This window comes from Chryseobacterium indologenes, assembly GCF_018362995.1.
GTDB classification, from domain to species: Bacteria; Bacteroidota; Bacteroidia; order Flavobacteriales; family Weeksellaceae; genus Chryseobacterium; species Chryseobacterium indologenes_G.
The window spans coordinates 3348803-3373510 of sequence record NZ_CP074372.1; the positions used below are offsets into that span (position 1 = coordinate 3348803).

Annotated in this window: 29 protein-coding genes; 5 read left to right on the plus strand and 24 right to left on the minus strand. The window is 36.5% G+C overall.

Annotated features, from left to right (window positions below; all coding sequences use genetic code 11):
• Positions 1–45: 45 nt before the first annotated feature.
• The 19 genes from DYR29_RS15105 to DYR29_RS15195 all read right to left on the minus strand — a co-directional run bounded on the left by DYR29_RS15105 (position 46) and on the right by DYR29_RS15195 (position 14422).
• Positions 46–834, minus strand: a complete 789-nt coding sequence (locus DYR29_RS15105; RefSeq protein WP_213277515.1) for a T9SS-dependent choice-of-anchor J family protein — start codon at positions 832–834, stop codon at positions 46–48.
• Between the two features lie 102 nt (positions 835–936).
• Positions 937–2661, minus strand: a complete 1725-nt coding sequence (locus DYR29_RS15110) for a hypothetical protein (RefSeq protein ID WP_213277516.1) — start codon at positions 2659–2661, stop codon at positions 937–939.
• Positions 2662–2835: 174 nt separating this feature from the next.
• Complete coding sequence (locus DYR29_RS15115; RefSeq protein WP_213277517.1) at positions 2836–3564, minus strand: metallophosphoesterase family protein; 729 nt, start codon at positions 3562–3564, stop codon at positions 2836–2838.
• 1 nt (position 3565) lies between these two features.
• Positions 3566–4108, minus strand: a complete 543-nt coding sequence (locus tag DYR29_RS15120) for an RNA 2'-phosphotransferase (protein ID WP_213277518.1) — start codon at positions 4106–4108, stop codon at positions 3566–3568.
• Entirely contained in the window at positions 4105–5058 is a 954-nt protein-coding gene (locus DYR29_RS15125) for an ADP-ribosylglycohydrolase family protein (RefSeq protein ID WP_213277519.1), read from the minus strand. Before DYR29_RS15125 ends, DYR29_RS15120 begins: the two co-directional genes overlap by 4 nt.
• Positions 5058–5744, minus strand: coding sequence for an SIR2 family NAD-dependent protein deacylase (locus tag DYR29_RS15130; RefSeq protein WP_142717498.1), 687 nt, complete (start codon positions 5742–5744; stop codon positions 5058–5060). The genes DYR29_RS15125 and DYR29_RS15130 overlap by 1 nt, the downstream gene beginning before the upstream one ends.
• Positions 5741–6325, minus strand: coding sequence for a hypothetical protein (locus DYR29_RS15135; RefSeq protein ID WP_213277520.1), 585 nt, complete (start codon positions 6323–6325; stop codon positions 5741–5743). The genes DYR29_RS15130 and DYR29_RS15135 overlap by 4 nt, the downstream gene beginning before the upstream one ends.
• Positions 6322–6831 carry an O-acetyl-ADP-ribose deacetylase gene (locus tag DYR29_RS15140; RefSeq protein WP_213277521.1) on the minus strand — a complete coding sequence of 170 codons (510 nt, stop codon included), beginning with the start codon at positions 6829–6831 and terminating at the stop codon, positions 6322–6324. Before DYR29_RS15140 ends, DYR29_RS15135 begins: the two co-directional genes overlap by 4 nt.
• Entirely contained in the window at positions 6828–7463 is a 636-nt protein-coding gene (locus DYR29_RS15145) for a DUF4291 domain-containing protein (RefSeq protein ID WP_213277522.1), read from the minus strand. The genes DYR29_RS15140 and DYR29_RS15145 overlap by 4 nt, the downstream gene beginning before the upstream one ends.
• A complete protein-coding gene (locus DYR29_RS15150) occupies positions 7460–8692 on the minus strand; it encodes a TIGR02452 family protein (RefSeq protein ID WP_249413511.1) in 1233 nt (410 codons plus the stop codon). The genes DYR29_RS15145 and DYR29_RS15150 overlap by 4 nt, the downstream gene beginning before the upstream one ends.
• A 20-nt stretch (positions 8693–8712) precedes the next feature.
• Positions 8713–9306, minus strand: coding sequence for a DUF4291 domain-containing protein (locus DYR29_RS15160; RefSeq protein WP_213277523.1), 594 nt, complete (start codon positions 9304–9306; stop codon positions 8713–8715).
• An 11-nt stretch (positions 9307–9317) separates the two neighbouring features.
• Positions 9318–9788, minus strand: a complete 471-nt coding sequence (locus DYR29_RS15165; RefSeq protein ID WP_213277524.1) for a macro domain-containing protein — start codon at positions 9786–9788, stop codon at positions 9318–9320.
• A 68-nt stretch (positions 9789–9856) separates the two neighbouring features.
• The gene (locus DYR29_RS15170) at positions 9857–10951 is read right to left on the minus strand and encodes an adenylosuccinate synthetase (protein WP_213277525.1); all 1095 of its coding nucleotides are present in this window, start codon (positions 10949–10951) and stop codon (positions 9857–9859) included.
• 74 nt (positions 10952–11025) lie between these two features.
• Positions 11026–11880 (minus strand): hypothetical protein, encoded by an 855-nt coding sequence (locus DYR29_RS15175; protein ID WP_213277526.1) that lies wholly within the window; start codon positions 11878–11880, stop codon positions 11026–11028.
• A gap of 2 nt (positions 11881–11882) precedes the next feature.
• The gene (locus tag DYR29_RS15180; protein WP_034693999.1) at positions 11883–12218 is read right to left on the minus strand and encodes a hypothetical protein; all 336 of its coding nucleotides are present in this window, start codon (positions 12216–12218) and stop codon (positions 11883–11885) included.
• Positions 12219–12293: 75 nt separating this feature from the next.
• Positions 12294–12572, minus strand: a complete 279-nt coding sequence (locus tag DYR29_RS22845) for a 2OG-Fe(II) oxygenase (RefSeq protein ID WP_249413512.1) — start codon at positions 12570–12572, stop codon at positions 12294–12296.
• Between the two features lie 36 nt (positions 12573–12608).
• Positions 12609–12842, minus strand: coding sequence for a hypothetical protein (locus tag DYR29_RS22850; RefSeq protein ID WP_249413513.1), 234 nt, complete (start codon positions 12840–12842; stop codon positions 12609–12611).
• A 28-nt stretch (positions 12843–12870) separates the two neighbouring features.
• The gene (locus DYR29_RS15190; protein WP_213277527.1) at positions 12871–13413 is read right to left on the minus strand and encodes an NADAR family protein; all 543 of its coding nucleotides are present in this window, start codon (positions 13411–13413) and stop codon (positions 12871–12873) included.
• Positions 13414–13726: 313 nt separating this feature from the next.
• Complete coding sequence (locus DYR29_RS15195) at positions 13727–14422, minus strand: NUDIX hydrolase (protein ID WP_047380037.1); 696 nt, start codon at positions 14420–14422, stop codon at positions 13727–13729.
• A 123-nt stretch (positions 14423–14545) separates the two neighbouring features.
• Here DYR29_RS15195 and DYR29_RS15200 point away from each other — a divergent pair, with 123 nt between their 5' ends.
• The gene (locus tag DYR29_RS15200; RefSeq protein ID WP_213277528.1) at positions 14546–15190 is read left to right on the plus strand and encodes a DUF1579 domain-containing protein; all 645 of its coding nucleotides are present in this window, start codon (positions 14546–14548) and stop codon (positions 15188–15190) included.
• A 46-nt stretch (positions 15191–15236) separates the two neighbouring features.
• On the opposite strand, the gene lepA is transcribed toward DYR29_RS15200, so the two are convergent.
• The 5 genes from lepA to DYR29_RS15225 form a co-directional block, all read right to left on the minus strand.
• Positions 15237–17033, minus strand: a complete 1797-nt coding sequence (gene lepA / locus DYR29_RS15205; RefSeq protein WP_047422022.1) for a translation elongation factor 4 — start codon at positions 17031–17033, stop codon at positions 15237–15239.
• A gap of 123 nt (positions 17034–17156) precedes the next feature.
• A complete protein-coding gene (locus DYR29_RS15210) occupies positions 17157–18176 on the minus strand; it encodes a hypothetical protein (RefSeq protein ID WP_213277529.1) in 1020 nt (339 codons plus the stop codon).
• A gap of 100 nt (positions 18177–18276) precedes the next feature.
• Positions 18277–18786 (minus strand): hypothetical protein, encoded by a 510-nt coding sequence (locus DYR29_RS15215; protein WP_213277530.1) that lies wholly within the window; start codon positions 18784–18786, stop codon positions 18277–18279.
• Between the two features lie 6 nt (positions 18787–18792).
• Positions 18793–19335: a hypothetical protein gene (locus tag DYR29_RS15220; protein WP_213277531.1), complete on the minus strand. Its 543-nt coding sequence runs from the start codon at positions 19333–19335 to the stop codon at positions 18793–18795.
• Positions 19336–19353: 18 nt separating this feature from the next.
• The gene (locus DYR29_RS15225) at positions 19354–19905 is read right to left on the minus strand and encodes an RNA polymerase sigma factor (protein ID WP_047377935.1); all 552 of its coding nucleotides are present in this window, start codon (positions 19903–19905) and stop codon (positions 19354–19356) included.
• A gap of 181 nt (positions 19906–20086) precedes the next feature.
• On the opposite strand from DYR29_RS15225, the gene DYR29_RS15230 reads away from it, so the two are divergent.
• From DYR29_RS15230 to DYR29_RS15245, 4 genes are all read left to right on the plus strand, one after another.
• Entirely contained in the window at positions 20087–20836 is a 750-nt protein-coding gene (locus DYR29_RS15230; RefSeq protein ID WP_213277532.1) for a Rossmann-like and DUF2520 domain-containing protein, read from the plus strand.
• Positions 20826–21344, plus strand: a complete 519-nt coding sequence (locus DYR29_RS15235; protein WP_047380044.1) for a KdsC family phosphatase — start codon at positions 20826–20828, stop codon at positions 21342–21344. Before DYR29_RS15230 ends, DYR29_RS15235 begins: the two co-directional genes overlap by 11 nt.
• A gap of 8 nt (positions 21345–21352) precedes the next feature.
• Positions 21353–21916 (plus strand): Maf family protein, encoded by a 564-nt coding sequence (locus DYR29_RS15240; protein ID WP_047422027.1) that lies wholly within the window; start codon positions 21353–21355, stop codon positions 21914–21916.
• A gap of 148 nt (positions 21917–22064) precedes the next feature.
• On the plus strand, positions 22065–24635 hold the full coding sequence (locus DYR29_RS15245) for a tetratricopeptide repeat protein (RefSeq protein WP_213277533.1): 2571 nt from the start codon (positions 22065–22067) through the stop codon (positions 24633–24635).
• The last annotated feature ends 73 nt before the right edge of the window (positions 24636–24708 follow it).

Below are 24708 nucleotides of genomic sequence, written 5' to 3' on the forward strand. Positions count from 1 at the left end.
GACGTTTCAGATGAAACGTCTTTTTTTATTCTATTATAAAAGGTTTTATTTCTTAATAATCTTATAGCCTTTTTCAGCCTCTTTATCTTTGACCTTTACTATATAATTTCCTGTAGTCAGTTCACTTACGTTTACCGTTCCGTTTTCTGAATTCATCATTTCTTTTTTCACCAGTTTTCCATTAAAATCATAAATATTGATTTCAGATATCTTCGTTTTATTTTTGATGTATAAGATATCTTTTACCGGACTTGGATAGATAGATGCCCGGCTTTTATCTGCTTTTGCATCAGAAACCGATAGACTGTTTGCTGAAATCTGGAAATCATCTATCCCGATAAACCAGATATCGGTTGTAGTGGAATGAAAAGCAATGTAAATAGTTTGTCCAACATATGGGGTCAGATCATAGGTATATTGATTCCATGAAGTAGGAGGCTTTACTGCAGCAGCAAGCGTATTGGTAAGCCCTGCAACGGTAGGAGTTGTTGTTGAGATTTTTACATCCACTGTCTCTGCAAGCCCGGCTCCTCTGTTTCTTGCCCAGAAAGTAAGCTTATCCGATACTCCTGCAGTCACTACTATAGCAGGACTAATGACATAATCATCATGGGCAGTACTGCCATATTCCAATCCCAGAAAATGGGTTCCTGAATGAGGTGCATTGAATGAAGAATCATAGGAAGTCCAGGTTTCCCAGGTTCCGGGATCTCCTCCATTAATTACTGTCCAATCGGCAGGCATTGTTGCCGAATCAAAACTTTGAGAATATTGTGCCAGCAGACCTATTGGTACAAAGCACAGCAATGTTACGAATTGATAAATTTGTTTCATAGTGTTTTGTTTTGAATACTAATTTAATAAAAAAAACTAACACATTGATTAACAAATCACTATAAAAAAAATAAAAATAATCTGACTTTTATGAGTAATTCTCTACAATACCCTATAAACAGGATATTGTCTGAAAGTTTTTTCTTCAAAGTAAGGGGAATGTCTGTACACCCAATCTAATTGTGCATCTCCATCTTCAGAAAGTTTTTTATCGGATGCTTTCGCTTTTTCAAAGGCTTCTTTCAATTTTTGATCTTTTTTCAGCAGTCCAGCAGCCGTGTCCTCAAAAATATAGGCAGAATAGTATTCTTTCTGGGCTAAAATTCCATCAAAGAAATTCCAGTTAAAAAAAGAGTCTAACGCCTCAGGTTCAAGGGTTTCTATAATGTATTTCACACCAGACTGATTGGTAGAAACCAGATAATCTCCGGCTGAAAACATTATATTCTTTTTTGAAGTATCGAGTGTCGTTTCAAAATGCAGATAATGACCTTCATAAGGATTTTTAACGGTCTTAAAATCTTTAATTTTATAAGATTCAACCGCTAAAGTACTGTCTTTCTGAATGGGTTTCATCTGAATATTATTTCTTCTGAATTCTTCAATCACACGGTACTGCGATTGCGGAATTACATAATACTTCGGAATGGAAATATATCCTGTTGGGACAGCGGTAGTAAAGAGTTTTATATTCTTTGTAAAGGGTTTGTTTCTGTCATAATACAGCCTTGGCTTTCCGGAAACTTCACTGGGTTTGTATTTTCCTTCATAGCCTTTAAAATCCATAGTAGAGAACTTTGTGGAGTCAATTTTCCAACGGATGCCATATTGTTTACCCGCCTGGTATTGTTTTAAGTTTTCAATGCGGAGCTGTTTTATAGTACGATACTCTTTATCTAAATTCTGAAGGTTGACCAGCATATATTTGTAAGTAGCATCTACTCTTTTGTCATAAGGCTTCAGCATATGGGTTTCAGGAACGGTTCCTAAGGAATTGAATAGTGATGTATAACCTGTGGAGTATCTCGGAGAGTCTTCAAATGAAGCAAAGCCTACTTCTGGAACATCACCATGAATATTGACATAAGGTGTGCTTTCATAGCCCAGCTTCTTCATATCTTCAAGGTTTTTAGCCTGATAATCATTATAGAAATAAGTCCCCAGAGTATTTCCAAGACGTTCTTTAAAGGTAGAAATATAGGTAAAAGTATATTGATAATCAGCACCGTTGCTGACATGGTTGTCAATGAAAACATCCGGTTTTAGCCATTGGTATATCTCCTGAAAGCTTCTGGCATTTTTAGAATCGGCCTTAATAAAGTCTCTGTTCAGGTCATAATTCCTTGTATTTCCTCTGAAACCATACTGCTCAGGTCCGTTCTGATTGGCTCTGGAGTAAGAACCTCTGTTCAACATTCCACTCACATTATAAGCTGAAATAGCAGCGATGATAAAATTTTGTGGAGTTTTAATCTTTTTTGTGGCAAGATCTCTCATCAGCATCATGGTAGCGTCTATTCCGTCCGGTTCTCCCGGGTGAATCCCATTGTTGACAAAGAGAATTGCTTTATCTTTTCTTAATTTTTCAAGGTCTTTTTCAGGAAAAGGGTTATAAACTACAACATAAATAGGTTTTCCATTATCATCTTCCCCCTTTTTAAGATACTGAATGGTATTAAAATTCTTAGCCAGATCCTGGTAATAACTATTCATTTCATCATAGGTAACGGTCTGGTTGCCATTTCCTTTTTCAAAAGGGGTCTGAAATGATTTTTGAGCAAAAAACAAGGTAGAACTCAGGATAAATAAAAGATATTTCAGTTTCATTGAAGTGATATTTTCAGGCTTTAAATGTAGTTATCTTTTGTGAAAAATGGGAATGTGTTGACAGGCAAAATTGCGAAAAAGTGAAAATGCAAAATTACTTTAAAACCCAAACCTAACAGGTTTTGAAAACCTGTTAGGTTTGTTTGTCAAAATTTGAAAATTTTATTTATACGCTTAATTTCTTCCTTTTTCTTCTGGATATAAGGAAGGCAGCGGATCACTTTGCCAGAATTCTTTAGTATTAATATCCATGATGGATAAAGCTCCGGTATAAGCTGCTCCGGTATCCATATTCCAGATATTGGCTTTATTGGCCGGCGTTCTAATCCCAATATCAAGAGTGGGTGTATGTCCGATAAATATTTCTTTATATAAAAGTAGTCTTTTGGGATACAACACTGAATTCTTTTCCAGTTTTTTGTCCATTGCTACTGCGGTTTCCCAAAGGGTTCTGTCCCAGCGATAATTACTGGAGTAGACTTCTCTTTCCGGGCCGTGCATGGAAGCATATCCGGCATGAATAAACAGGCGGTTCTGATCGTCAATATGATAATTTTTCATTCTTTGAAAGAATTCGAGGTGAAGATCCAGGTCTTCCGGAAGATAATCAGCATAGCTTTCTACAGTGCTTTTTCCGCCGTTGAAAATCCATACATCAGGATTTTGTCCCAATGAAAGCCAGTCTTCACACCATGCATCATGATTTCCTTTGATGAAGATACATTCCTGTTTTTGGGAAAGATCCATTAAAAATTGAATAATTTCTGCAGACTCACTCCATCCATCCACATAATCTCCGAGAAAAATCAGTTGATCGTTTTCAGCGACCTTTGCCCTTTCAAGAACCTGCTGCAAAGCTTTAAATCCTCCGTGAATGTCTCCTATTACTAATGTTCTTTTCATTTTACTTAGAAATGTATTTTGCATCTACAAAATCGGTGAGCCAGACTCCGTTTGCAGACTGATAGAAAGATAATCCATCCTGATGCATTGCTCCGGTTCTGATCGTAAGAATCACAGGCTTTCCGTGTCTCATTCCGACCTTTGTAGCGGTCTCTTTATCAGCGCTTAAGTGTACATGCTGACGGGTTCTTTTTTCTATTCCATTTTCCAAAATGGATCTGATATTGGCTTCTGCAGTTCCGTGATAAAGAAATTCAGGTGGCTGTTTTGTTTCCAAAGCCAGATCTATATCAATAGAATGTCCCTGACTTGCTCTGATCATGGTTTTATCTTCATTAAAAGCAAAGCGTTTCTTATTATTGGTTTCTACTACTTCATCCAATTCTTCGGGAGTAAAATATATTCTTTTCTTTGCTGATTTTGCTCTCAGCTCTTCTATATCTGCCCAGCCGTTTTCATCCAGCGAAAGTCCAATGCTTTCCGGCTGATGGCGTAAGATCAGGCTTAAAAATTTACTTATTTTTTTCTTTTCTATTTCGTTCATGGTTTGAGTTTTAATTCATTTTTTTGGTGTAATTTCTCACACAATGCTTCAATATCATCCTTTCGCACCAGCTCAGCAATCCATTCTTCAGGAATATTTTCATATCCATAATAAATTCCGGCAATTCCCCCTGTAATGGCTCCTGTCGTATCGGTGTCCTCTCCGAGGTTGACTGCCTTCAAAACTGCTTCAGAATAGCTTTCTGAATTGAGAAAACACCATAGAGAAGCTTCCAGGCTGTGAAGGACATAACCTCCACTTCTGATTTCATCTTCAGGATATCCGGAAATATCATTTATTAAAACTCTATTAAAAAGTTCAATTTCTTTTGGGTTAAAGCCTTGTTCATCAGCACATTTCAACGCTGTTTTTTGTGTATAGGTATATGCTTCTGTTTTGTCCTTGCCTTTTAATAATTCGATCGCAAAAAGTACGTAGATGAAACAAGCAAAAACAGAACGGAAGTGACCGTGAGTTATTGCTGAGACTTCTTTTACCGTAAGATAAAGCTTTTGAATATCATCTTCGCTTTCAAGATAAAAAGCAAGAGGAAGAATCCTCATTAAAGAGCCATTCCCATTGTCTTCTTCAAAAATATTTCCTGAAAATCTCGCACTTTCCCCTTTAATTAACCTCGCCAGAGCATGCCTTGTTGTTCCACCAATATCAAAAAGTCTCCCATGGGCAGTCCAGTGACCATATTTATTCCATTTTACAAAGCTTTGCCCGATCTTTTCCAAGTCATACCCTTTGGTAAGTTCTTCAGCAAGACAGAGTGTAAGAGAGCTGTCATCACTCCAGGTTCCTTTGGGCTGATTCCAGGACATGTATTCCAGCATTTTTGTTACCGGAAAACGTTTTAAATCTTCTCTTTTTTTGAATTCTACAGGAACACCAAGGGCGTCTCCTATGCAAACGCCCATGATTCCTGCTTTTACTTTATTTTTCATCAGGCAAGGTTTACCAGTTTATCGAACAGCAGTTTCATTCCCTGGGTTGCTGTTTCTTTCATAACAACAGCTCTCTGTCCGTATCCAAATCCTGTTTCATTAGGATTGATAACGATTAAAAGGCAGTCGTCTTTAATATCATGAATCAATCCAGCTGCAGGATATACCTGCAAAGAAGTTCCGATTACCAGCAGAATATCAGATTCTTTCACAATTTCTCTTGCCGTTTGATATAAAGGAACATCTTCTCCAAACCAAACGATAAAAGGTCTTAACTGCGCCCCATCTTCTGCTTTGTCACCGATATTGATGTCCTCTTTTTGGTCATAAATCAAGTTTTTATTGTTGCATGAACATGATTTGAACAATTCTCCGTGAATATGAAGGATATTGGTAGATCCAGCTCTTTCGTGAAGGTCATCAATATTCTGGGTAATGATCTGAACATCGAAATGTTTTTCCAACTCTGCCAGTAAGTGATGCGCTTCGTTGGGCTGTACTTCATGCAGCTGGCGTCTTCTCTGGTTGTAAAATTCAAGAACCAGAGCTCTGTCTTTTCTCCATCCTTCCGGACTTGCCACATCCGTTACATTATGATTTTCCCAAAGACCGTCTCCGTCTCTGAAAGTTTTTATTCCGCTTTCGGCACTGATTCCGGCACCGCTTAATATGGTTAGTTTTTTCATTGGTTTTTAATTTTTTCTATTAACACCTGGACCGCAACAATAGTCAGCACGATTATAATAAAAGGAGCTAACAGAATCCCTAAAAGGGTATTTCCTATTCTTTTAAGTCGTTTTGGCCCAAATTTGTCTTTCGTTTTATGATTGATAAAATCTACAAAATTTTCTTTATTCGTAAGCTCTTTATCATATCCCAACCAGTCGAAATTGGTTATAAAGTCTCCAAAAATATACAGATCGGGAGATTTAGGATCTGATAAATTGAAAAAATAAAAGGTTTCAAAATCCTGTCCGACCAGAGGTTCATACTCCATATTATACTGGAAACAAAAAAGACGTTCAGTGCTCAATAAGTCTCTTTGCTTCAAAGCTTCCTTAAATTGACTTTGATATTTTTTCAGCTTTACGATATCATTTTCCATTGGGAAAACATTTGATTTTCTTCCAGCATGTTGAAGATAATAAATATAATTTTCAGGAAACTGCAGGTTCAATTCTTTCTGAAGAAAATCAATTTCTTGATTTTCCAATCCCACATTAGGATCTTCAGGTTGATCTACGAATCTGAAATTATATTTTTTCACAGCTGTAAAAGGTCTTTATAAATCTTTTCATTTTCATCATCAAAACAGACAAAAATAACTGTCTCAATACTATCTGAATGAAATTTTCTGACCTCATCTACTGCAATTTTTCCTGCCAATTCTTTTGGAAATCTATAGACTCCTGTACTAATATTAGGAAAAGCAATCGTCTTCACACCAAGACTTTCTGCTAAATTCAAAGAATTATGATAACAGTTTGCCAGAAGCATTGATTCCTTTTCTTCGTGACCGTTCCAAACTGGGCCTACTGTATGAATAACATATTTTGCAGGGAGATTTCCTGCATTTGTTACTACAGCTTCTCCCGTTTTGCATTTTCCTTGTCTATTTCTGATGGCAACACATTCTTCCAATATCTGTGATCCTCCCACTCTATGAATAGCTCCATCTACACCGCCTCCACCAAGTAAGGATGAGTTAGCAGCGTTGACAATTGCATCAGCTTGGGTTTTTGTGATGTCTCCTTTTATTAATTCAATTTTCATCTTAAGTTGAGTTTTTTATTTAAACCCTCGTCATCAAATAATAAGGGTTTTTCCTCAGGAATAATCAGATTATCTAGATCATCGTTCAATACAAACCGATATTGTTCTGCCACGAAATCTGAAATATTTTCAATCAGAAGAATATCATCCTTAGCAAAAGACTTAATAAATTCCTTCCGCAAGCCAATCTGTATGGCTCGTCGTTCCAGTTTATTTCCAAAAGGATCATGATCCGGATCCCACTGCAGTCTCACTGATGATGATTTCACCCGATCCTGCCATTCTTCTCTTGAGATTCCAAGCTTTTTATTGTAAGAAGAATATACTGCATTTTCCAGATATTTTCTAAATGCTTCTTTTTTCAAATGAATCGCAAGAACACTTTCCTGGCCTTCTTTTCTTCCCCAACCATTGCGATACATCATCCAGAGAAAATTAGGTTTTATCCATGTCATTCTTTCGAGACTAAAAGCTCCGCCAAAGAATTGGTTTTTAACAGCAAACTCTCCTATCTCTTTTCTATAGGATTGGTATACTATAATTTTTTCATCATCATATTGAGCCATGATATGATGTCCTTGTTGAGGCCAGTTTTGTAATTGTTCTTTATATTTTTTTAGCTTGATTTTCATTGTATTTCTTCAAATGGTTTCAGCATTTCTTCTTTCTTCGTAAGTACAGCGAAAACCACTCTTTTAAATTTATTTTTATATTTTCCCTGGATATATTTCCTGAATAATCCTGCAATTTCATTTGGATCATTTTTGAAAACACCACATCCCCAAGCACCCAAGATTAAGACTTCATTTCCCTGATGTAAAGCAAGTGAAAGCATTTTATCCATCCTGAGATCCATAGCACCGAGGATTTCATTTGCTCTTTGTGGTTCCTGACGTTTTAGCACTCCTGCATTGACTGCCGGAGAGGTAATGAAATTACACAAAATGGGTTTAGACAGCAATTCTCCCTTATCTTTCCTGAAAACCGGAACTTTCGGGCTGTAAATCATTGTATCCGTATAAAAACAGGATTCCATTGCACGATGAATCGTATAATAATCCCATGCCTCAAGTAAGCTTTCATATAAACCTGAAGTTCTTGCCAGGCTTTCTTCCTGAGCTTCGGCACCGTTGATAAATCCGCCACCCGGATTTTTTGCTGATGCAAAGTTCAGACACATGATTTTCTCCTGATTTTCTTCTTCGGCTAATTGTAAAATTGCTTTTAAAGAACTGCACTTCCATGTTTCAATTTTTGTTTCAAAACTGATTTCAGGCAACGGATATTCTTTCATTTCAGAAAGTTGTTCCGGACTGAAAAGAACGGTTTCTTTTTTACTGATTTCCAGTTCGTTTTCTATATTTATTTTTTCGTTGTTTTCGTTTATATAATATTTTTTGGCAAGGATATCTAAAGTATCTTTTGCCATTCCTTTATTTGTCATTGTTAGTTTTTTTATGTTTAACATCAAGTCTTCCAATCCAGTATTCCCGGCTTTCTTAAAATCACCTCCTATAAATACTTTAGTTACCTTGATATCGCCTACAATCGCTTCATTAAAACTGTCCAGCTCTTCGGAAGGGACCCATAATTCATTGTGGTTCCTGGCTCCAACATTTTGTGCAGGATATTGATCCGCTACTTCTTCCAACACCTCAAACCGGGTTACAAAACCAAGATAATTTCCGGCTTCGTCTCTGGTATTCCATTTTTCAGCAATCTCTGAAGCATATTCTTCATTAAGAACAGGATAAAAAATGGGCTGCCATTCCAGTCTTGGAGGAAATTTTTTAAATCCACTCTCCATAATCAATATCATTTCTTTTTCTCCTACTGGTCTGTATAATGTTGTTGTTTTCATGATGTTTTGTTTTTTTTTTATTACACTGAGGCCCCAATTCTGTGAGCCAGTTCTTTTGACAGAGGATAGTTTTTTTCTACAGGCAGCAGTTTCTTTGCCTTGTCAAATTCTCCCGATTTGGTAAGATTCAGGATTTTCTTAACCAAAGGAGTATAATCCTCTATTTTTACAATCCATTCTTCATTGAATTCCTCAATCAGCGATCGGCTAATCCCGACCTGAATGGAACGGTAATTCAGTTTTGTCCCTTTAATATTCCTTTCAGGATCCCACTGCACATAAACCTCTGCATTTTCAAAATCTTTTTTCCAATTTCGGGGATCGGGATAGACCCTTTTTTCTGGTGAAGTAAGAATCGCTTTGCTCAAAGCCTTCTCCCAGGCTTCTCTTTTAATATGTATTGCCAAAGTACATTCCTGATTGGGTTTCTGTCCATAGTTACTGCGTTCCATCATCCAAAGAAAAGAAGGCTTTATCCAGGTCATCCTGTTGAATGAAAAAGGAGCGGTAAATTTCTGATGCTCCACGGCTGATTGTGCAATGGCTTTATTATAAGCCTGGTAAACGATGAGAGTATCATTTTTATAATCTGCTCTTATTTCAAATTCTTTCATTGCTTGTTAATTTATTCAAAGTCATATACATACACCTCCACATTCTTTGCAAGCAGTGTTCTTTCAATAATAGGTTCTATCTCTTCCCATTTTCCTCCTGCCAATCCACATCCGATTCTCGGCATATGTACCGAAGCTTTTTGTTGGATAGCTTCATGCGCGAGTTTTAATAAACATTCTTCTACAGCATCATATCTGATAGGTGGAACTTCTGAATGAGTGATAATTTTATGCTGAGCAATCATATTGCATACCCAGATATCATCCTCTGTCTGAACGATCTGGATTTCTCCAAGATTAAAATTTTTATTGTTTCTAAACCACTCTCTGTATTCTTTTTCCGGTTGTTTCCATCTTTTGGAAATGGCAGTGACAAATCCTTTTCCCCAGCCTCCTATATCATTGCAGATATGAGCAATTATTATATTTCCTTCGGCATTGGGACGGGTAGCATCTCCTTTTATATATTGTATTATTTTCATGGTTATTATTTCTCAATCATTAATCATTCTCTATTCTATCATTAATATAAAACTAATGCTTTTTTATGTTATTCCTGATTCCCTTTTTTGAAATTAAAAATCTGTTTAAAATCTTTTGAATACGGAGAATAAGATCCATACACAGCGTCAAATTCTATATCGATATTTTCCATTTTAAATTCTTCATCAATCTGATCCAGGCAGGTAACAACAAGATTCTTTTTACTTGGAAATACATAGGCTGCATCCAGTTTTAAGGCATAATTCAAAAGGTTATAATCTATTTGTCCTGTTCTCAACTCCTTTTGGTATTCGTTAAATGTACAGGTTTCTTCTTCATTATTTCTGAGGTTCATTTGTTTTTCATTGCTCATCCAGCCGTTTCCATGTCGGGTTGAATAGCTTCTGGTGACATAATACATCTCAATATCTTCAATTTTTAAAAGCTTACAGATTTCGCAGGCATTTTTTGAAGTGGTATGAGCATAAGTCACATTGGGAAAAACGCCATGATCCATATCGAGTAAAATACCCTGGCTTCCTTCAAAAATAAGATGATTGAATGAAGCAAGCCAGGTATAATCATTTATTTTCCAATCAATGCTGTCAACAGCTTCTAAAAAAGGGTGTAAAAGTTCATCAACTTCTTTTTCATCTGCAAAACCGTAATAATAGGCGATTCCTTTTAATTTTTCCATCAGCATTTCTCTAGGTGCAATCAGGTCTATGGCAAATAGTTTATAAGGACTTTCATGTCTTTTCATGGTTGCTCCTATTCCTTTTCCACAGGTTCCGTGTTCCAGATTTCTTGCATTGGTTCTGTTCTGCCATACGTCAAAAGGAGTCGTAACCTTTGCCAATGGATGAATATGCAGTTCAATATTTCCGTTCTTTGTTTTTAATTCTTCTCTCTCATTGAGAAGAAAAACCGGATGAATAGTGCAATGTTCTGTAAAATAAGAAGGTAATCCACGAAGAGAACCGCTTCCAAAGCTTGAATGTACATGCTTTCTATCATCAATCATCACTGTATGAGCGGCTTGCTGCCCTCCTGAAAACCGGATTACCACCGCCTCAGGATTCTGAGAAGCCAGAAAATCTGTGGTAATTCCTTTCCCTTCATCACCAAAACCAAGTCCAATTACAATCTGCGCTTTTTTCATGTCCTTTTTATTTTTTAAAAGCTTTTGCCATCATCATTTGTGTTTCTAATTTTCCTGATGGCAATGGCTCTGTTTTAAAGCATTTTAAATTGATCTAAACCTTCTGTTCCTGTTGTTCCAAAGGTTGAGTTTTTAAATTTATCGCAGATGATTCCTTTAATAACATTCGGAATTTCTCTGTGATCTTCTATGGAGATACAATTTTGTCCTAATAATTCTCTCCATCCTCTGTCTGCTCTCAGTGCCTGGTCTGAATGTAAAACACTGATATGGTATACTTCATACTTCTTTTTCACTTCTTCGAGCAATTCAAGATGAGTATAGGTTTGCTGTCCTTTTCCCATAATTTCTCTGATTGCGGAAGCAGGAAGTGTCTTTAAACAAGGTTCGTCTCCCACGGTAAACAGCAATCCTTTTTGTTTTCTTTTTTCAAAGGCATCTGTTCTGGTATGGAACGCCGCGAAATACCATGCTAACAGATAGCTTTCTCCAGCATTTCCTCCTCCACCGGATTCAATATAAGTGCGGGTCAGCCACATATCCAGTTCTGCATCTCCGGACTCAAACTGTCCTACCTGAAGCGGATAGCCATCACATTCATGATCTCCGATTCCAAGAAAGAGTAAAGCCGGATCGGGAACTCCTCCCTGAATAATTCCTCCCATCAGTTTAGGCAATCCATCTCTGATCAGCTCATGAGGGATATGTCCCATACTTCCAGTAACATCCAGCCCCAAAATAATCGGAACTGAGTTGGGATGAACTTCCGAATCTCTGGATTCTCTGAAAGAAATTCCGTGAGGATTCATAGATTCGTGGGCCATTCTTTTGGCATTCTGGGTGAAAATTTCTCCCGCGGATTTTGTTCCGTAACCTGCTTTTCTTGCTCTGTCATAACGAGCGTCTAAATCATATCTTGTACTTCCCATGACTATAGTGTTTTTCCAAATAAATATTCAAATCTCTTTTGGGTTACTTCAAGCTGAATATTCAGATTTCTGATTGTTAATGATAATTCCATGTCTTTCTGAACAAATGCTTCGGGATTAAAATCCGCAAAAGTCAAACTGTTTCTGTCTAAAGGACTGATATCAATAAGCCCTTCCTGTTCGCGCTCGAGTCTTTTGATTTTTAATTCGATATCTTCAACTCTGCGTCTGTAGATCAATTCGGAATCTGCTCCGATGATCCTTGCTCTATCTTCTCTGATCTGATCATTATTTCTTTGTAATGACTCGATAAATCTGGGTTTTAATTCATCTTCCATGATCAATATTTTTATTTGTGTTTATATTACGCTAATTAAATAAGACATAGTAATGCCTTTCTTTTTTAAGAATGGTTAATCTCTGGAATACATGATATCCGTTCTTAAAACATACTTCTGTCCACTGGTCAAACTCTTTCCTTCATGTCTCAAAGGATGATGAAAAATAAGGGCTGTCCCTTTCTTTGGAGCTACTGTAAACAGGTTTTCAAATTCTGTTTCTCCCCCTTCAAAATCATCATTCAGGTAGATCATAAAAGTGTAAGAACTTTTCTCTCTTTCATTTCGTATATAGCTTCCATCCCTGTGCATTTTAAACTGCTGTCCGGGAGCATATCGATAAACTCTGAGCATTTCATTGAAGTTAAGAAGCTGATATCCATCATGTTCCTAAGGTAGAAATTCAGATGCTTTTTTAAACAAATCTTCAGCCATGGTTTCATCAAAGATCATCAGCCGGTCATTATTTCTGACTCCCTTATTCATCTGCTGGCGTCCAAATACATTGATTTTTGCTTCTTCAAAAACTTTCTCCTGCGAAAGATTGATATAATGATCACATTCTGCCTCGGTCAGAAAACCTTCAATCAGAAATATCTGTGGGTGCAGTTCTATTTTTTCCATGATTCCTATTTTGTGTTGGTGTTGTTTTTTACTTTCTTAATTGGTCTCTGACTTCCATCAAAGCAAATCCTAAAAGGTTTTCCCCGTTCCAAAGCAAAGGATTTTCTGCCCTGCTATCGGTTTCCAGCATTCCGATACCCCAGATTCTGTCATATGGACTTGCTTCTACCAAGGTTTTATCTCCGGTTGACAAGAGAAATTCTTTAAATTTCTGATTTTGAGAAAATTTCAGAAAGTTTCCCTGGGTTACAATTTCATATTTATGCTCATTCCAAAGTTTAGGATCAAAGTTTTTTACTTTTCGCCCTAAAGCTTTTGCCTGGTTAGGAGTAGCAGCCTTCAAGATCTCTTCTTCGGTTTCAGGATCATTAAATAATCTTGCTTTTCCGGCCATCATATAATGTTCTGCCGTTTTATATATGATCCCGTTTTCTTCAAATTTTCCGGGAAACCATTGGCTGAAGCATGATTTGGTCACAATATCCTTTGCGGTGTGCCCCCAGAAAAAGAGAAACTTTATCCTTTCTTTCTTCTGAAAACGTTCTGTAATATTTTGTATGGTGTATTTCATGATTGCGTTATTTTGACACAAATTTAAAATAATATCAGTCTTTGCACCAAATTTATTTGTGTTAATTTTACGCTAATAAATATAATTAATTGATTTACAGATACAAAAATTTAATTTTATAAAACACGAATAACACAAATTTTTATCACGAAAGGCAAAAATCTTTAAGATGTTTAGGCTAAAGCCGATGGAATTGATCATAAAAAAACGGGCTAAAGCCCGTTCGTATTGAATATTTTCAATTGATGTTTTATATTATTGCTTTAAAAATGTCATAAATATTAGTGATAATTGTGCGTTTGTGTTTAGAAATCTATTTAATTTCAAAATAAAAACCCTGCTCTTCAAGCTCTTTATACTTTTCCTTATTGAAGGTAAAAAGTTTTCCGGGCCTTCCGCTGCCTTCTTTTTTAACGTTATTTGTTTCATTCAGAAGTCCGTAGCTCATGATTTTCTTACGGAAATTTCTTCTGTCGATTTCTTGTCCAACAATTGTTTTATAGAGGTTTTCAAGGTCTGAAAAAGGGAATTCTTCATTGAGAAGATTGAAGCCGATCGGCTGGTATTGAATTTTAGTACGAAGCCTTTTTAACGCAGTCTCAATGATTGTTTTGTGGTCAAATGCCACTGAAGGAAGTTTATTAATACTAAACCATTGTGCATCTTCGGCATCAGAGTCTGCGAACAGTTCATGATACGATGGGTTCACAAGGCCTAGATAAGCTATAGAAACCACCCTATTCCTCGGATCACGGCCCAGATTACCAAATGTATAGAGTTGTTCAAGAAAATCGGGCTTTATGCCTGCCTCTTCATAGAGTTCTCTTTTTACGGCGTCATCTACGCTTTCATCATCAAGCACAAGTCCTCCCGGCAGCGCCCAGCCGCCTTTAAAAGGTTCAATATTTCTTTTAATCAGAAGGATCTGAAGATCTTTTTTATCAAAATATCCGAAAATAACGGCATCTACAGCCACTTTTATATCCTGTAATTTTTTTGGAGACTCCATAAATTGATTTGCGTTACGAATACACAAAGCTACGATTTATGCTCAAATTAAAAAACAATTTCGGTTATAATAAAAGTTCCTATCTTTAAGTTATTATTCTAACCATCTTAAAACTAAATTATTATGAAAAATGCATTAACAATTCTTGCTGTTGCTTTTTTATTAACAGCATGTGAAAAAGGAAAAACAACAGCTGCCAATGGTTCTGATAAAACAGATTCTACTGCAGCAAATTCTGAATGGAAACCTGTAGATTCCGCAACGGCTATGAAAAACTGGACGGAGTATGCCACTCCGGGAGAAATGCAAAAAATGCTGGCCAAATCTGATGGGAACTGGACCGGAGAAACGACAATGTGGATGGAAAATGGAGGAAAACCTATGGTAAGTAAATCCGAAGCTACCAACAAAATGATGTATGGCGGACGTTATCAGATCACGAATCACAAAGGCAACTTTATGGGAATGCCTTTTGAAGGGATGAGCATTGTAGGATATGACAACGCAAAGAAGAAGTTTGTCAGCACATGGATAGACAATATGGGAACCGGAATCATGCATAGCGAAGGAGACTGGAATGCTTCTACAAAATCAGTTGAATTTAAGGGAAAAATGACGGATCCTTCAAGACCTGGCAAAGATTGTGATTTCAGAGAGGTTTTCACATTTGTAGATGATAACAATCAAAAACTGGAAATGTATGGTCCTGATTCCAAAACCGGAAAAGAATATAAAACAATGGAAATAAAGTATACCCGTAAAAAATAAAACAAAAAAAACCGCTTCAGACGAAGCGGTTTTTTTTTATAATGAATTAATCATTCAGTTTTAATACAGCCATGAATGCTGACTGCGGTACTTCTACTCTACCAATCTGCTTCATTTTCTTCTTACCTTCTTTCTGCTTTTCCAATAGCTTACGCTTTCTGGAAATATCCCCACCATAACATTTTGCGGTAACGTCTTTTCTTAAGGCTTTAATCGTTTCTCTTGCGATTACTTTAGTCCCTAATGCCGCCTGAACAGCAATATCGAACTGTTGTCTAGGAATCAGCTCACGAAGCTTTTCACACATTCTTTTACCAATGTAATAAGCATTAGAATCGTGAATCAATGAAGACAATGCATCTACCATATCACCATTGATCAGGATATCCATTTTTACAAGCTTGGAAGCTCTGAATCCTATCGGGTGATAATCAAATGAAGCATATCCTTTGGAGATTGATTTTAATCTGTCATAGAAATCAAATACAACTTCAGCAAGAGGCATATTGAAAATCAATTCCACTCTTTCTGATGTTAAATAACTCTGGTTAACGATCTCACCTCTCTTTTCAATGCACAAAGTCATTACGGCTCCAACGAAATCGGATTTTGTAATGATTGAAGCTTTAATGAAAGGTTCTTCTACCCTATCCATCGTTGAAGGGTCCATCATTTCTGACGGGTTGTTGATCAGAATCGGAACTTCAGGTTCTTTTTTAGTATATCCAAAATAAGATACGTTCGGTACCGTAGTGATCACGTTCATATTGAACTCTCTGTCAAGACGTTCCTGAACAATTTCCATGTGAAGCATTCCTAAGAATCCGCAACGGAAACCAAAACCAAGAGCAGCAGAACTTTCCGGTTCAAAAACCAGAGAAGCATCATTCAGTCTTAATTTTTCAAGCGAGAATCTAAGCTCTTCAAAATCCTCAGAATCAATTGGATAAATACCGGCAAATACCATTGGCTTTACTTCCTCAAATCCGTCAATCGGACCATCAGCTGGTTTTTCAAAAGAAGTAATGGTATCTCCTACTTTTACCTCACGGGCATCTTTAATCCCTGAAACCAGATATCCTACGTCTCCACATTGAATTGTTTTCTTTGGAACCTGCTTCAGTTTTAGTGTACCTACCTCATCAGCTCCATATTCTTTTCCGGTTGCAAAAAATTTAATCTTCTCGTTTTTAGAAATGCTTCCGTTTACTACTTTGAAATAAGCTTCAATTCCTCTGAATGGATTGTATACCGAGTCAAAAATCAAAGCTTGAAGTGGTCCGTCAGGATTTCCTACCGGTGCAGGAATTCTTTCTACGATCTGCTCCAGAAGATGATGAACACCTTCTCCTGTTTTCCCAGAAACCCTCAATACATCTTCATATTCACATCCGATAAGGTTCATAATCTCATCGGTTACTTCTTCAGGATTGGCAGACGGAAGGTCAATTTTATTCAGAATAGGAATAATTGTTAAATCATTTTCCAATGCTAAATAAAGGTTACTGATGGTTTGTGCCTGAATACTCTGTGCAGCATCTACGATAAGAAGAGCACCTTCACAGGCAGCAATAGAACGGGATACTTCATAAGAAAAGTCAACGTGTCCCGGTGTATCAATAAGGTTTAGAATATATTTTTCTCCTTTATACTCATAATCCATCTGGATGGCGTGTGACTTGATGGTAATCCCACGTTCTTTCTCCAAATCCATATCATCAAGCGTCTGAGACTGAAGTTCTCTTTGGGTAACCGTATTCGTGTACTCCAATAGACGGTCTGCCAGGGTACTTTTACCGTGGTCGATATGAGCGATTATGCAAAAATTTCGTATGTTTTTCATTTAAGAATCTTGTAATTTGCAAAGATAAGAAAATGCAAGAGAATTTTTCATTCTAATTCTTTCTTTTAACTGAAACACAGATAACAATAGGAAAAGAGGCAAAATTTTCCCACTTTTCAAATATTATTTTGTTTTGCCAAAGTCTTCAGATAACAGATAATTTCCAGTTAAAGGATCAAGATAAACTTTAGGTCCTACAGCATTCTTTCTCTTGCCTGATAAACTGACATCTATCACTGCACCAATAACGCCACCAATCAGACCACCAGCAGCTGCTCCAATTGTAACCCCGGTTGTTGCCGTTTCAGGAAACAGTTCTGCTTTTGTTACTTCAATATAAAGCCCATTCTCATCTTTAAAAATCTCAGTGTAACCCACAGGAATATTTTTGTATGCGATACCCTTATAGACAAAAGCATAAAAATGTCTTATTGGTGTTTTTTCCGCTCCTTTTACGGCCTTTGTAACGATTCCCTTATCATTAGCCTGCAAAGTAAATCCAGGTTCAGGATTGTGAGTAAAAAAGCTATAATAGTCTTTGTAAACCCCTTCTTTAAGTTCATTTGCTTTTAGAATGCTCAGTTTTTCTTTTAATACAGAGGTATAGTCAGGAAAATCATTTTCTGAAATACTAATTTCCCAAGGGGTAGCTTTATAGGATTCTTTAAAAAGATCAGTAAGAATTAAAGTTGTTTTTCTTGCCAGACTTTGTGCCAGATAAGGTGTTGTACGGGATGAAACTATTGCTATTGTATCTTTTCTGTCAATAAAATGATATCCGTCTTCTTTTTTAAGGAATGTACTCGCTCTTAATTCAAGCTTTCCTATAGAGTACTTTTCTTTTTTGTCTTCTGAAATATTCAAACTTTCCAGCAATAGGACCAGATCATTATTTCCTCTTTCAGGATTGTATTTATAAAACCAGTCCTCTATGTCTTTACGGGCATTATTTTCAAAAACAACTTTCACTTCGTCCTTATGATACATAACTGTGCCAACTTCCTGACTGGGTCTCTGATCTATCACCGTAAGGCTTTTAACAGAGCTTTTACTGTCTTTAATAGATTTTGAAAGATCAATCGTTTCTGTTTTCTGTCCAAATAATACTATCGAAAATAATAAAAAGAAAAGTGTTTTTTTCATAAGTGATACTTTCCGGTAAAAGTAATTTTTTTATTGTAAAAATTAAACGGCTCTCACAGAAAGTTCTGTAAGAGCCGTCCAACATTAAAAAAATAAACTATTATGGGTTTTGTTTAGGTCCCGAAGCATCTTGATTTCCGTGAGGTTTTCTTTCATCCATTTTATCCTTCATCATTTTCTCGGATTGAAACAGCTTCAGAACTTTCTGGCAGGGAATTACCTGCTGCATTTTTTCTGCATATTTTTTTCTGTTATCCAACAGTTTTTGTCCTACTTCAAAGCTTTGCTGCAATTTAGCTTTGGCTTCCTCATCTGTAAGAGTTTCAGGATCAAAGCTTGAGTTAAACTGACTTTTTATTTGCTTCTGGCTGTCCAGATATTCGTTGTACAATTGTGTAAATTCGGCTTTATCTCCCGGATCGACATTAAGATTATCCATAATCATATTGTTCCTGAATTTCTTCAGGAGTTCTTTTCTCTCTTCCGGAGAAAGATTATTGATGACTTCCTTTCTTTGCTTAGGGTCCATCTTTTTCCAGTCGTAATCAGTCCTTTGAGCATTTAGTCCAAAGCCATAAATAATCAAAAACGTCAATAATATCTTTTTCATTTTCTTTTAATTATAAATATCCAAATAAACGTCCTGAGTCGAATTACTTGCTAACTCTGCAATTTCAGAGTTAGAAAACGAATCCAGATATTCATTTATTCGTGTTTCTTCTTTTTTCTTCACGGCTTTCACCGGTTTTGGTGTATCAATTGTTTTTTCAGATTCGCTTACACTTTTATAAGCATAATCATCATTACTATTTTGATTTTCAACTGTTTGATTATTATTTTCAACAGAAGTTAAATCAGATTTTAAAGTTTCGTATGCAAGCTCACCTTCTGTTTTGGGTTCTTTGGTATTGGCAGCATATGCTATTTCAGAATTCAATCCTTTCTGAGCAGAATCATTATCCGAATTGAAAACATAAGTTGCTCCAAAGATCAAAGCCAGAGATGCCGCTGCAGCATACATCCAGTTCAGCTTAAAGACAGGTGCTTTTTTACTTGTCTTTATATCATTCATAACGTTCTCCTGAATACTTTCAAACATATTATCAGGAACTGTGTAAATGTTCTTACGCTCTAATTTTTCTATGTCGAACTCTTTCATCTTTGTTGGGATCAAAAATTATCTTTCGTAATTTTCTTTAATATAATCTTCTATTTTTTGTTTGGCATAATGATAATTCGTTTTCAAAGTTCCTACTGACATATCTACAATTTTTGATATTTCTTCGTAGGGTAAATCATCATAATACCGCATCATAAATACCAATTTCTGCTTTTCAGGCAGGCTTTGTATAGCGCTCTGCAGCAAAATCTGTATTTCCTCAGCATCTCCTTCGGTATTGTCAGCTACAAGATTCTGCATGTGATACTCCGGATCTTCATCAGTTTTCTGCATTTTCTTCATTTTGTTCACCTGCTGCAATGCTTCGTTGGTTGCAATTCTGTACAACCAGGTATACAGCTGGCTATCATTTTTGAACTGATGAAAATTTTGATAAGCTTTTATAAAAGTTTCCTGCAAAGTATCCTGTGCAAGATCTCCGTCCACAATAATTCTTCTTATGTGCCAGTACAATCTGCTTTGATAGGCATCCATCAAGGCCCGGACTCCTTTATCCTGGGTCCGTGGATTCTGCATCAACGAAATAATCTCCGCGTCCTTAATCTTCATAAGATGCCTTACATTGTTTTGGATTACAAAAATAACTGAAAGTTAAATTAAATCTTCAATTTTCAATTAAATATTTAAAATAATATGAGACACTTACGCAATAAACGTGCCCATATTGAAAGTCAGGATTTCTGAGCCCATCTTCCTTTCCCGGCTCAGCTTAATATCTTATATTTGTTATATGCAAATTGTAATTATCGGTTCCGGAAATGTTGCCTATCATATGGCAAAAGCTTTCACTTTGAAAAGCATTCCCCTGGCCCAGATTTTTGGCAGGAACGAAAAAGAATTAAGTAAAATTTCAGAAGAATTAAATATTCCGTATTCCACAGATCATCTGGAGGAAGCGGATCTTTATATCATCTGTGTAAGTGATCATTCTGTGGAAGATGTTTCAAAGATCATTACCAAAAAAGATTGTTTGGTTGCCCATACTTCCGGATCGCTTCCAAAAGAAGTTTTGTCTGGTGAATACCGGAAAGCCAGCTTCTACCCTTTACAGACTTTTTCTAAGTCAAAAGAACTGGAATATGAAAAAATTCCGTTTTTTGTAGAAGCTGAGAATGAAGAAGACCAGAAAATATTGCTTGACCTTGCTTCACAGGTTTCAGAGAAAGTGATGGAAAGCAGCCACGAAAAAAGAAAATATATTCACTTGACAGCTGTTTTCGCCTGCAATTTTGTGAATCATCTTTTTTCCAGGGCTAAAGAAATTTCAGATTCTCAGGAAATTCCGTTTGATTATTTCTTACCGCTGATTGATGAAACGGTTCAGAAAATTTATGAAATTGAACCCAAGCAGGCACAAACAGGACCAGCAGTGAGAAATGATGTAAGAATTCTACACCTGCATGAACAGTTATTAAAAGACGAAAGTCTTGAAATTTATAAAACAATGAATCATTCTATTCAGAAAATGTATGAGTTATAAAGAGAAATTAAAAGATATTAAAGCATTTGTATTTGATGTTGACGGGGTTTTCACAGACGGAAGTGTTTATCTGCTTCCCGGAGGAAATATGTGCAGGGTAATGAATGTTCTGGACGGATATGCAGTAGTGAAAGCATTAAAAAACAACTATTTGATCGGAGTGATTACCGGAGGAAATGATGAAATGGTAAAACACAGAATCAATTATCTGGGTATTCAGGATTATTACCCGAAATCCCACAATAAAATAGATGATTTTGAAGATTTTAAAAAGAAACACAATCTTAAAAATGAAGAAATACTGACCATGGGTGATGATCTTCCGGATATTCATATTATGGAAAGTTCAGCTATTGCGGCATGTCCTGAAAATGCAGTTCCTGAGGTAAAGGGAATCTCCGATTATATTTCCCCGAAAAAAGGTGGAACCGGAGCAGTACGCGATGTGATAGAACAGGTAATGAAGGTCCAGGGCAACTGGCATGATGATAACACTCAATCTGTATAATTCCCGGTATGAAATTACTTTTAGCATCTCAATCACCAAGAAGAAAAGAACTTCTTTCAAGCCTGGGTTTTGAATTTGAAGTCGTAAAAATAGACTGTGAAGAAATTCTTCCCGAACATATAAAAATAGAAGAAGCTGCAGCTTACCTGTCTGATTTAAAAGCAGATGCTTTCAGGCGTCTGGAAGCTGATGAAGTCCTGTTAACTGCTGATACTGTTGTAGCTATTGATAATCAGATTCTTGGAAAACCTAAAGATGAAGCTGACGCATACAAAATGCTTCAGAGTCTTTCCGGAAAAACTCATCAGGTTTATACGGGAATCACTATCAAAACTGCAGATAAATCTATTACAGAAACGGATGTTGCTGATGTCACTCTTGATAGCCTCTCTGATGAAGAAATAAACTATTACATTCAAAACTATAAGCCTTTCGATAAAGCGGGAAGCTATGGTATTCAGGAATGGCTGGGAATGGCAAAGATCACAAGTCTTACAGGAAGTTTTTATACGATTATGGGACTTCCTACCCATCTTGTCTACAAAATATTGAAAGAAACCTCCCTGATTTAAAAATTATTAAGGTTCTCAATATCGATTAAAGAAGAAATAAAATGTTTCCGAAAGAAATATAAATATTATTCATTATAAAATTTTATTATTTTTACAAAATCAGCAAACCGCTGATAATAAAAAGCAGATTAGCGAGTTATATTGAATAATGAAAAAGAATATATTGTTCCTTTTAGTGATATGTCTCGTTGCTTCCTGTGCTACCAAAACAAAAAAGCCGGAGCAGCGATCAAAACTATTGAAAGGATTTTCCACATATTACAACACGCTTTTTAATGCGAAAGATGCATTAAACAGTGAGTTTACCACCAGAGATAAAGGACATAAAGACAATTTTTATGCTCCTTATATTCCCATTCTTACCTATGAAGAACAGCCTTTGGGAAGTGATCTCGGACAGTCAGAAGCTTTTGCTGAAAACTCCATGAAAATGGCTGAAGTAGTCAACAGACCTTCAGGAAGAGGAAATTCCGGAGTTCCCAATATACCGGGAGGACCTCAGGGAAATGCCCCTGCAAGACCTGAAGGTGAACAAGGTAAAGGAGCTACTACCCTAGAAATTGCAGAAGCAAAAGCTTTAAAAGCGATTAATAAATATTCTGTAACCAGAAACGGTGAAGAGAAAAACAAACAGATTTTTGATGCTTATATGATTCTTGCCCAGGCGAGAATTTATAGAGGAAAATCCCTGGAAGCGCTGGATGCTCTTAATTATGTGTTTACTCACATGAAAGACGATAAAAGGATTGCACTGGCAAGAATTTATCAGGGACTTGCTTATAATCAAATCAAAGATTATCACAGAGCTCATGAGACTTTTGCTAAACTGAAAGGAGAAGATATCAATAAGAGCTATGCAAAACTGCTGAGCATTTACTACTCTGAATCTTTGCTAGATGCAGGTAAAAAGGAAGACGCAGCCAAAGAGCTTGATGATGCTTTTGAACTGAACAGCAACAGAAAACTCAAGAGTAGAATTGCTTATCTGAGAGGCCAGGTTTTAGAAAATCTGAACCAGAATGATAAAGCAAGGGAAAGCTATACCGCAGCCTATAAATATGCCAATGATTTTGAATTTGAAGTAAAATCCCAGATTGCCATTGCTAAGACTTTTAATGGTAAAGGTGATTATGCAGGAGCTAAAAACTATCTGGAAGGCATCAGTAAAAAAGGGACTTACGGTTCCAGAAAAAATGAATTTTATTATGCTTTAGGTTTAATGGCCAACAAAGCAGGCAAAAAAGATGAAGCCCAGCAGTTCTTCAGAAAATCTTTGTTTGAAAAGGTTTCTGACCCTCAGATCCGTGGATTAGCTTATTATGAGATAGGAAAAAGCTATCTGGAGAAAAATGATTATATCGGAGCCGGAAGCTATTATGATTCTGCGCTTGCAGTAATGACCTATGAGCCATCAAAGATTTTATTAAAAGATCAGTCTGAATACATTAAAAAGATTTCCAAAAACTACTATCTGATCAAAAAGAATGACAGTATTCTTTCACTCGCAAAGATGGATGAAGGTCAGAAAACAGACTATTTCACAAAATATATTGCAAAATTAAAGATTAAAGAAGAGAAAGAAGAGCTGGAAAGAAAACGTGCAGAAAGAAGCAAAGGATTTGATACCGGAGACTACAGCGCTAATTCTGTTTTTGCCAATAGTTCCAATGCTTTTGAAGATTTCGGAGTGACGACCAAAGGGTTTTACTTTGGAAATACGGGAACTGTAAGCAAAGGAACATCTACCTTTAAACAAGTCTGGGGAGATCGTGCTCTTGCCGATAACTGGCGTTTTTCCAAGAAAATGGCATCTATTGAAGATATGAAGAATGAAGCTCTAGGAGTTACTTCAGCACCTAATCCAAGACGTTTTGAACCTTCTTACTATATTGAACAGATCCCTACAGATCAGGGTAAATTATCCCAATTGAAAAAAGACAGAGATACTGCTTCTTTAGGTCTGGGAATCATGTATCAGAACTATTTTACCAACACTCCTCTGGCGACAAAAACACTGTATGACCTTGTAGATGTTAAACCTGAAGAAAAGGTAATGTTACAGGCATTGTATGAGATTTTTGCCATGAACTATGAGAAAAATCCACAGGCATCTGAAAAAGCAAAACAAATTCTATTGACGGATTATCCTTACACTTCTTATGCTGAATTTGCCAGAAATCCTAAAAATAAATCATTCGTAAAATCAACGGAAGAAGTTGAAAATGAATATAAAAAAGCATATGCCTTATTTGAATCGGAAAAATTTGCAGAAAGTAAGGAAGTGATCGATCAGACTCTTCAAAAATTCCCTAAGGATGCACTGGTTCCTAAATTGTACCTTCTCAATGCATTCAATGCAGGAAAAGCCAACGGAAAGGAAGTCATGATTCTGCAGCTTGAACAGATTGCCCTGAATTATTCTAAAACTCCAGAAGGCATAAGGGCAAAAGAAATGCTGGTGTATCTGAAAAGCGATCTCAGCTTCCAGGCAACGGATAATAAAGGAAATGCTGTTCCACAACAACCAGGAGGAGCACCCGTACAGCCTAATGCCCAAAACACCGGCGTTCCGCAAATGAACAATGGAAAAAATATCAGTACACAAACCCTGAATATGGACCCTGCTCCACAACAGGGAAATCCTGCCCAGCAGCAGCAAAAAAACAAGAAACCTGCAGAAACGAAACCTGCTTCAAAGGCACCGCCAAGACCTCAATAAAATAAAAAAGCGAAGATGTACTCTTCGCTTTTTTTATGCAGTTGCTTATTCTTGTCTACTACTCTATTTAAGA

Coding starts and splice junctions, on each gene's coding strand:
- DYR29_RS15225 (WP_047377935.1), bottom strand. CDS start 19,905: ATGAAGATTAAGGACGCGGAGATTATTTCGTTGATGCAGAATCCACGG.
- DYR29_RS15150 (WP_249413511.1), bottom strand. CDS start 8,692: ATGAAAACAACAACATTATACAGACCAGTAGGAGAAAAAGAAATGATA.
- DYR29_RS15145 (WP_213277522.1), bottom strand. CDS start 7,463: ATGAAAATCAAGCTAAAAAAATATAAAGAACAATTACAAAACTGGCCT.
- DYR29_RS22845 (WP_249413512.1), bottom strand. CDS start 12,572: ATGCTCAGAGTTTATCGATATGCTCCCGGACAGCAGTTTAAAATGCAC.
- DYR29_RS15170 (WP_213277525.1), bottom strand. CDS start 10,951: ATGAAAAAAGCGCAGATTGTAATTGGACTTGGTTTTGGTGATGAAGGG.
- DYR29_RS15245 (WP_213277533.1), top strand. CDS start 22,065: ATGAAAAAGAATATATTGTTCCTTTTAGTGATATGTCTCGTTGCTTCC.
- DYR29_RS15140 (WP_213277521.1), bottom strand. CDS start 6,831: ATGAAAATTGAATTAATAAAAGGAGACATCACAAAAACCCAAGCTGAT.
- DYR29_RS15230 (WP_213277532.1), top strand. CDS start 20,087: ATGCAAATTGTAATTATCGGTTCCGGAAATGTTGCCTATCATATGGCA.
- DYR29_RS15110 (WP_213277516.1), bottom strand. CDS start 2,661: ATGAAACTGAAATATCTTTTATTTATCCTGAGTTCTACCTTGTTTTTT.
- DYR29_RS15235 (WP_047380044.1), top strand. CDS start 20,826: ATGAGTTATAAAGAGAAATTAAAAGATATTAAAGCATTTGTATTTGAT.
- DYR29_RS22850 (WP_249413513.1), bottom strand. CDS start 12,842: ATGGAAAAAATAGAACTGCACCCACAGATATTTCTGATTGAAGGTTTT.
- DYR29_RS15220 (WP_213277531.1), bottom strand. CDS start 19,335: ATGAAAGAGTTCGACATAGAAAAATTAGAGCGTAAGAACATTTACACA.
- DYR29_RS15175 (WP_213277526.1), bottom strand. CDS start 11,880: ATGGGAAGTACAAGATATGATTTAGACGCTCGTTATGACAGAGCAAGA.
- DYR29_RS15130 (WP_142717498.1), bottom strand. CDS start 5,744: ATGAAAAAACTAACCATATTAAGCGGTGCCGGAATCAGTGCCGAAAGC.
- DYR29_RS15200 (WP_213277528.1), top strand. CDS start 14,546: ATGAAAAATGCATTAACAATTCTTGCTGTTGCTTTTTTATTAACAGCA.
- DYR29_RS15160 (WP_213277523.1), bottom strand. CDS start 9,306: ATGAAAGAATTTGAAATAAGAGCAGATTATAAAAATGATACTCTCATC.
- DYR29_RS15215 (WP_213277530.1), bottom strand. CDS start 18,786: ATGAAAAAGATATTATTGACGTTTTTGATTATTTATGGCTTTGGACTA.
- DYR29_RS15120 (WP_213277518.1), bottom strand. CDS start 4,108: ATGAACGAAATAGAAAAGAAAAAAATAAGTAAATTTTTAAGCCTGATC.
- DYR29_RS15165 (WP_213277524.1), bottom strand. CDS start 9,788: ATGAAAATAATACAATATATAAAAGGAGATGCTACCCGTCCCAATGCC.
- DYR29_RS15115 (WP_213277517.1), bottom strand. CDS start 3,564: ATGAAAAGAACATTAGTAATAGGAGACATTCACGGAGGATTTAAAGCT.
- DYR29_RS15190 (WP_213277527.1), bottom strand. CDS start 13,413: ATGAAATACACCATACAAAATATTACAGAACGTTTTCAGAAGAAAGAA.
- DYR29_RS15105 (WP_213277515.1), bottom strand. CDS start 834: ATGAAACAAATTTATCAATTCGTAACATTGCTGTGCTTTGTACCAATA.
- DYR29_RS15240 (WP_047422027.1), top strand. CDS start 21,353: ATGAAATTACTTTTAGCATCTCAATCACCAAGAAGAAAAGAACTTCTT.
- lepA (WP_047422022.1), bottom strand. CDS start 17,033: ATGAAAAACATACGAAATTTTTGCATAATCGCTCATATCGACCACGGT.
- DYR29_RS15180 (WP_034693999.1), bottom strand. CDS start 12,218: ATGGAAGATGAATTAAAACCCAGATTTATCGAGTCATTACAAAGAAAT.
- DYR29_RS15210 (WP_213277529.1), bottom strand. CDS start 18,176: ATGAAAAAAACACTTTTCTTTTTATTATTTTCGATAGTATTATTTGGA.
- DYR29_RS15125 (WP_213277519.1), bottom strand. CDS start 5,058: ATGAAAAATAAAGTAAAAGCAGGAATCATGGGCGTTTGCATAGGAGAC.
- DYR29_RS15195 (WP_047380037.1), bottom strand. CDS start 14,422: ATGGAGTCTCCAAAAAAATTACAGGATATAAAAGTGGCTGTAGATGCC.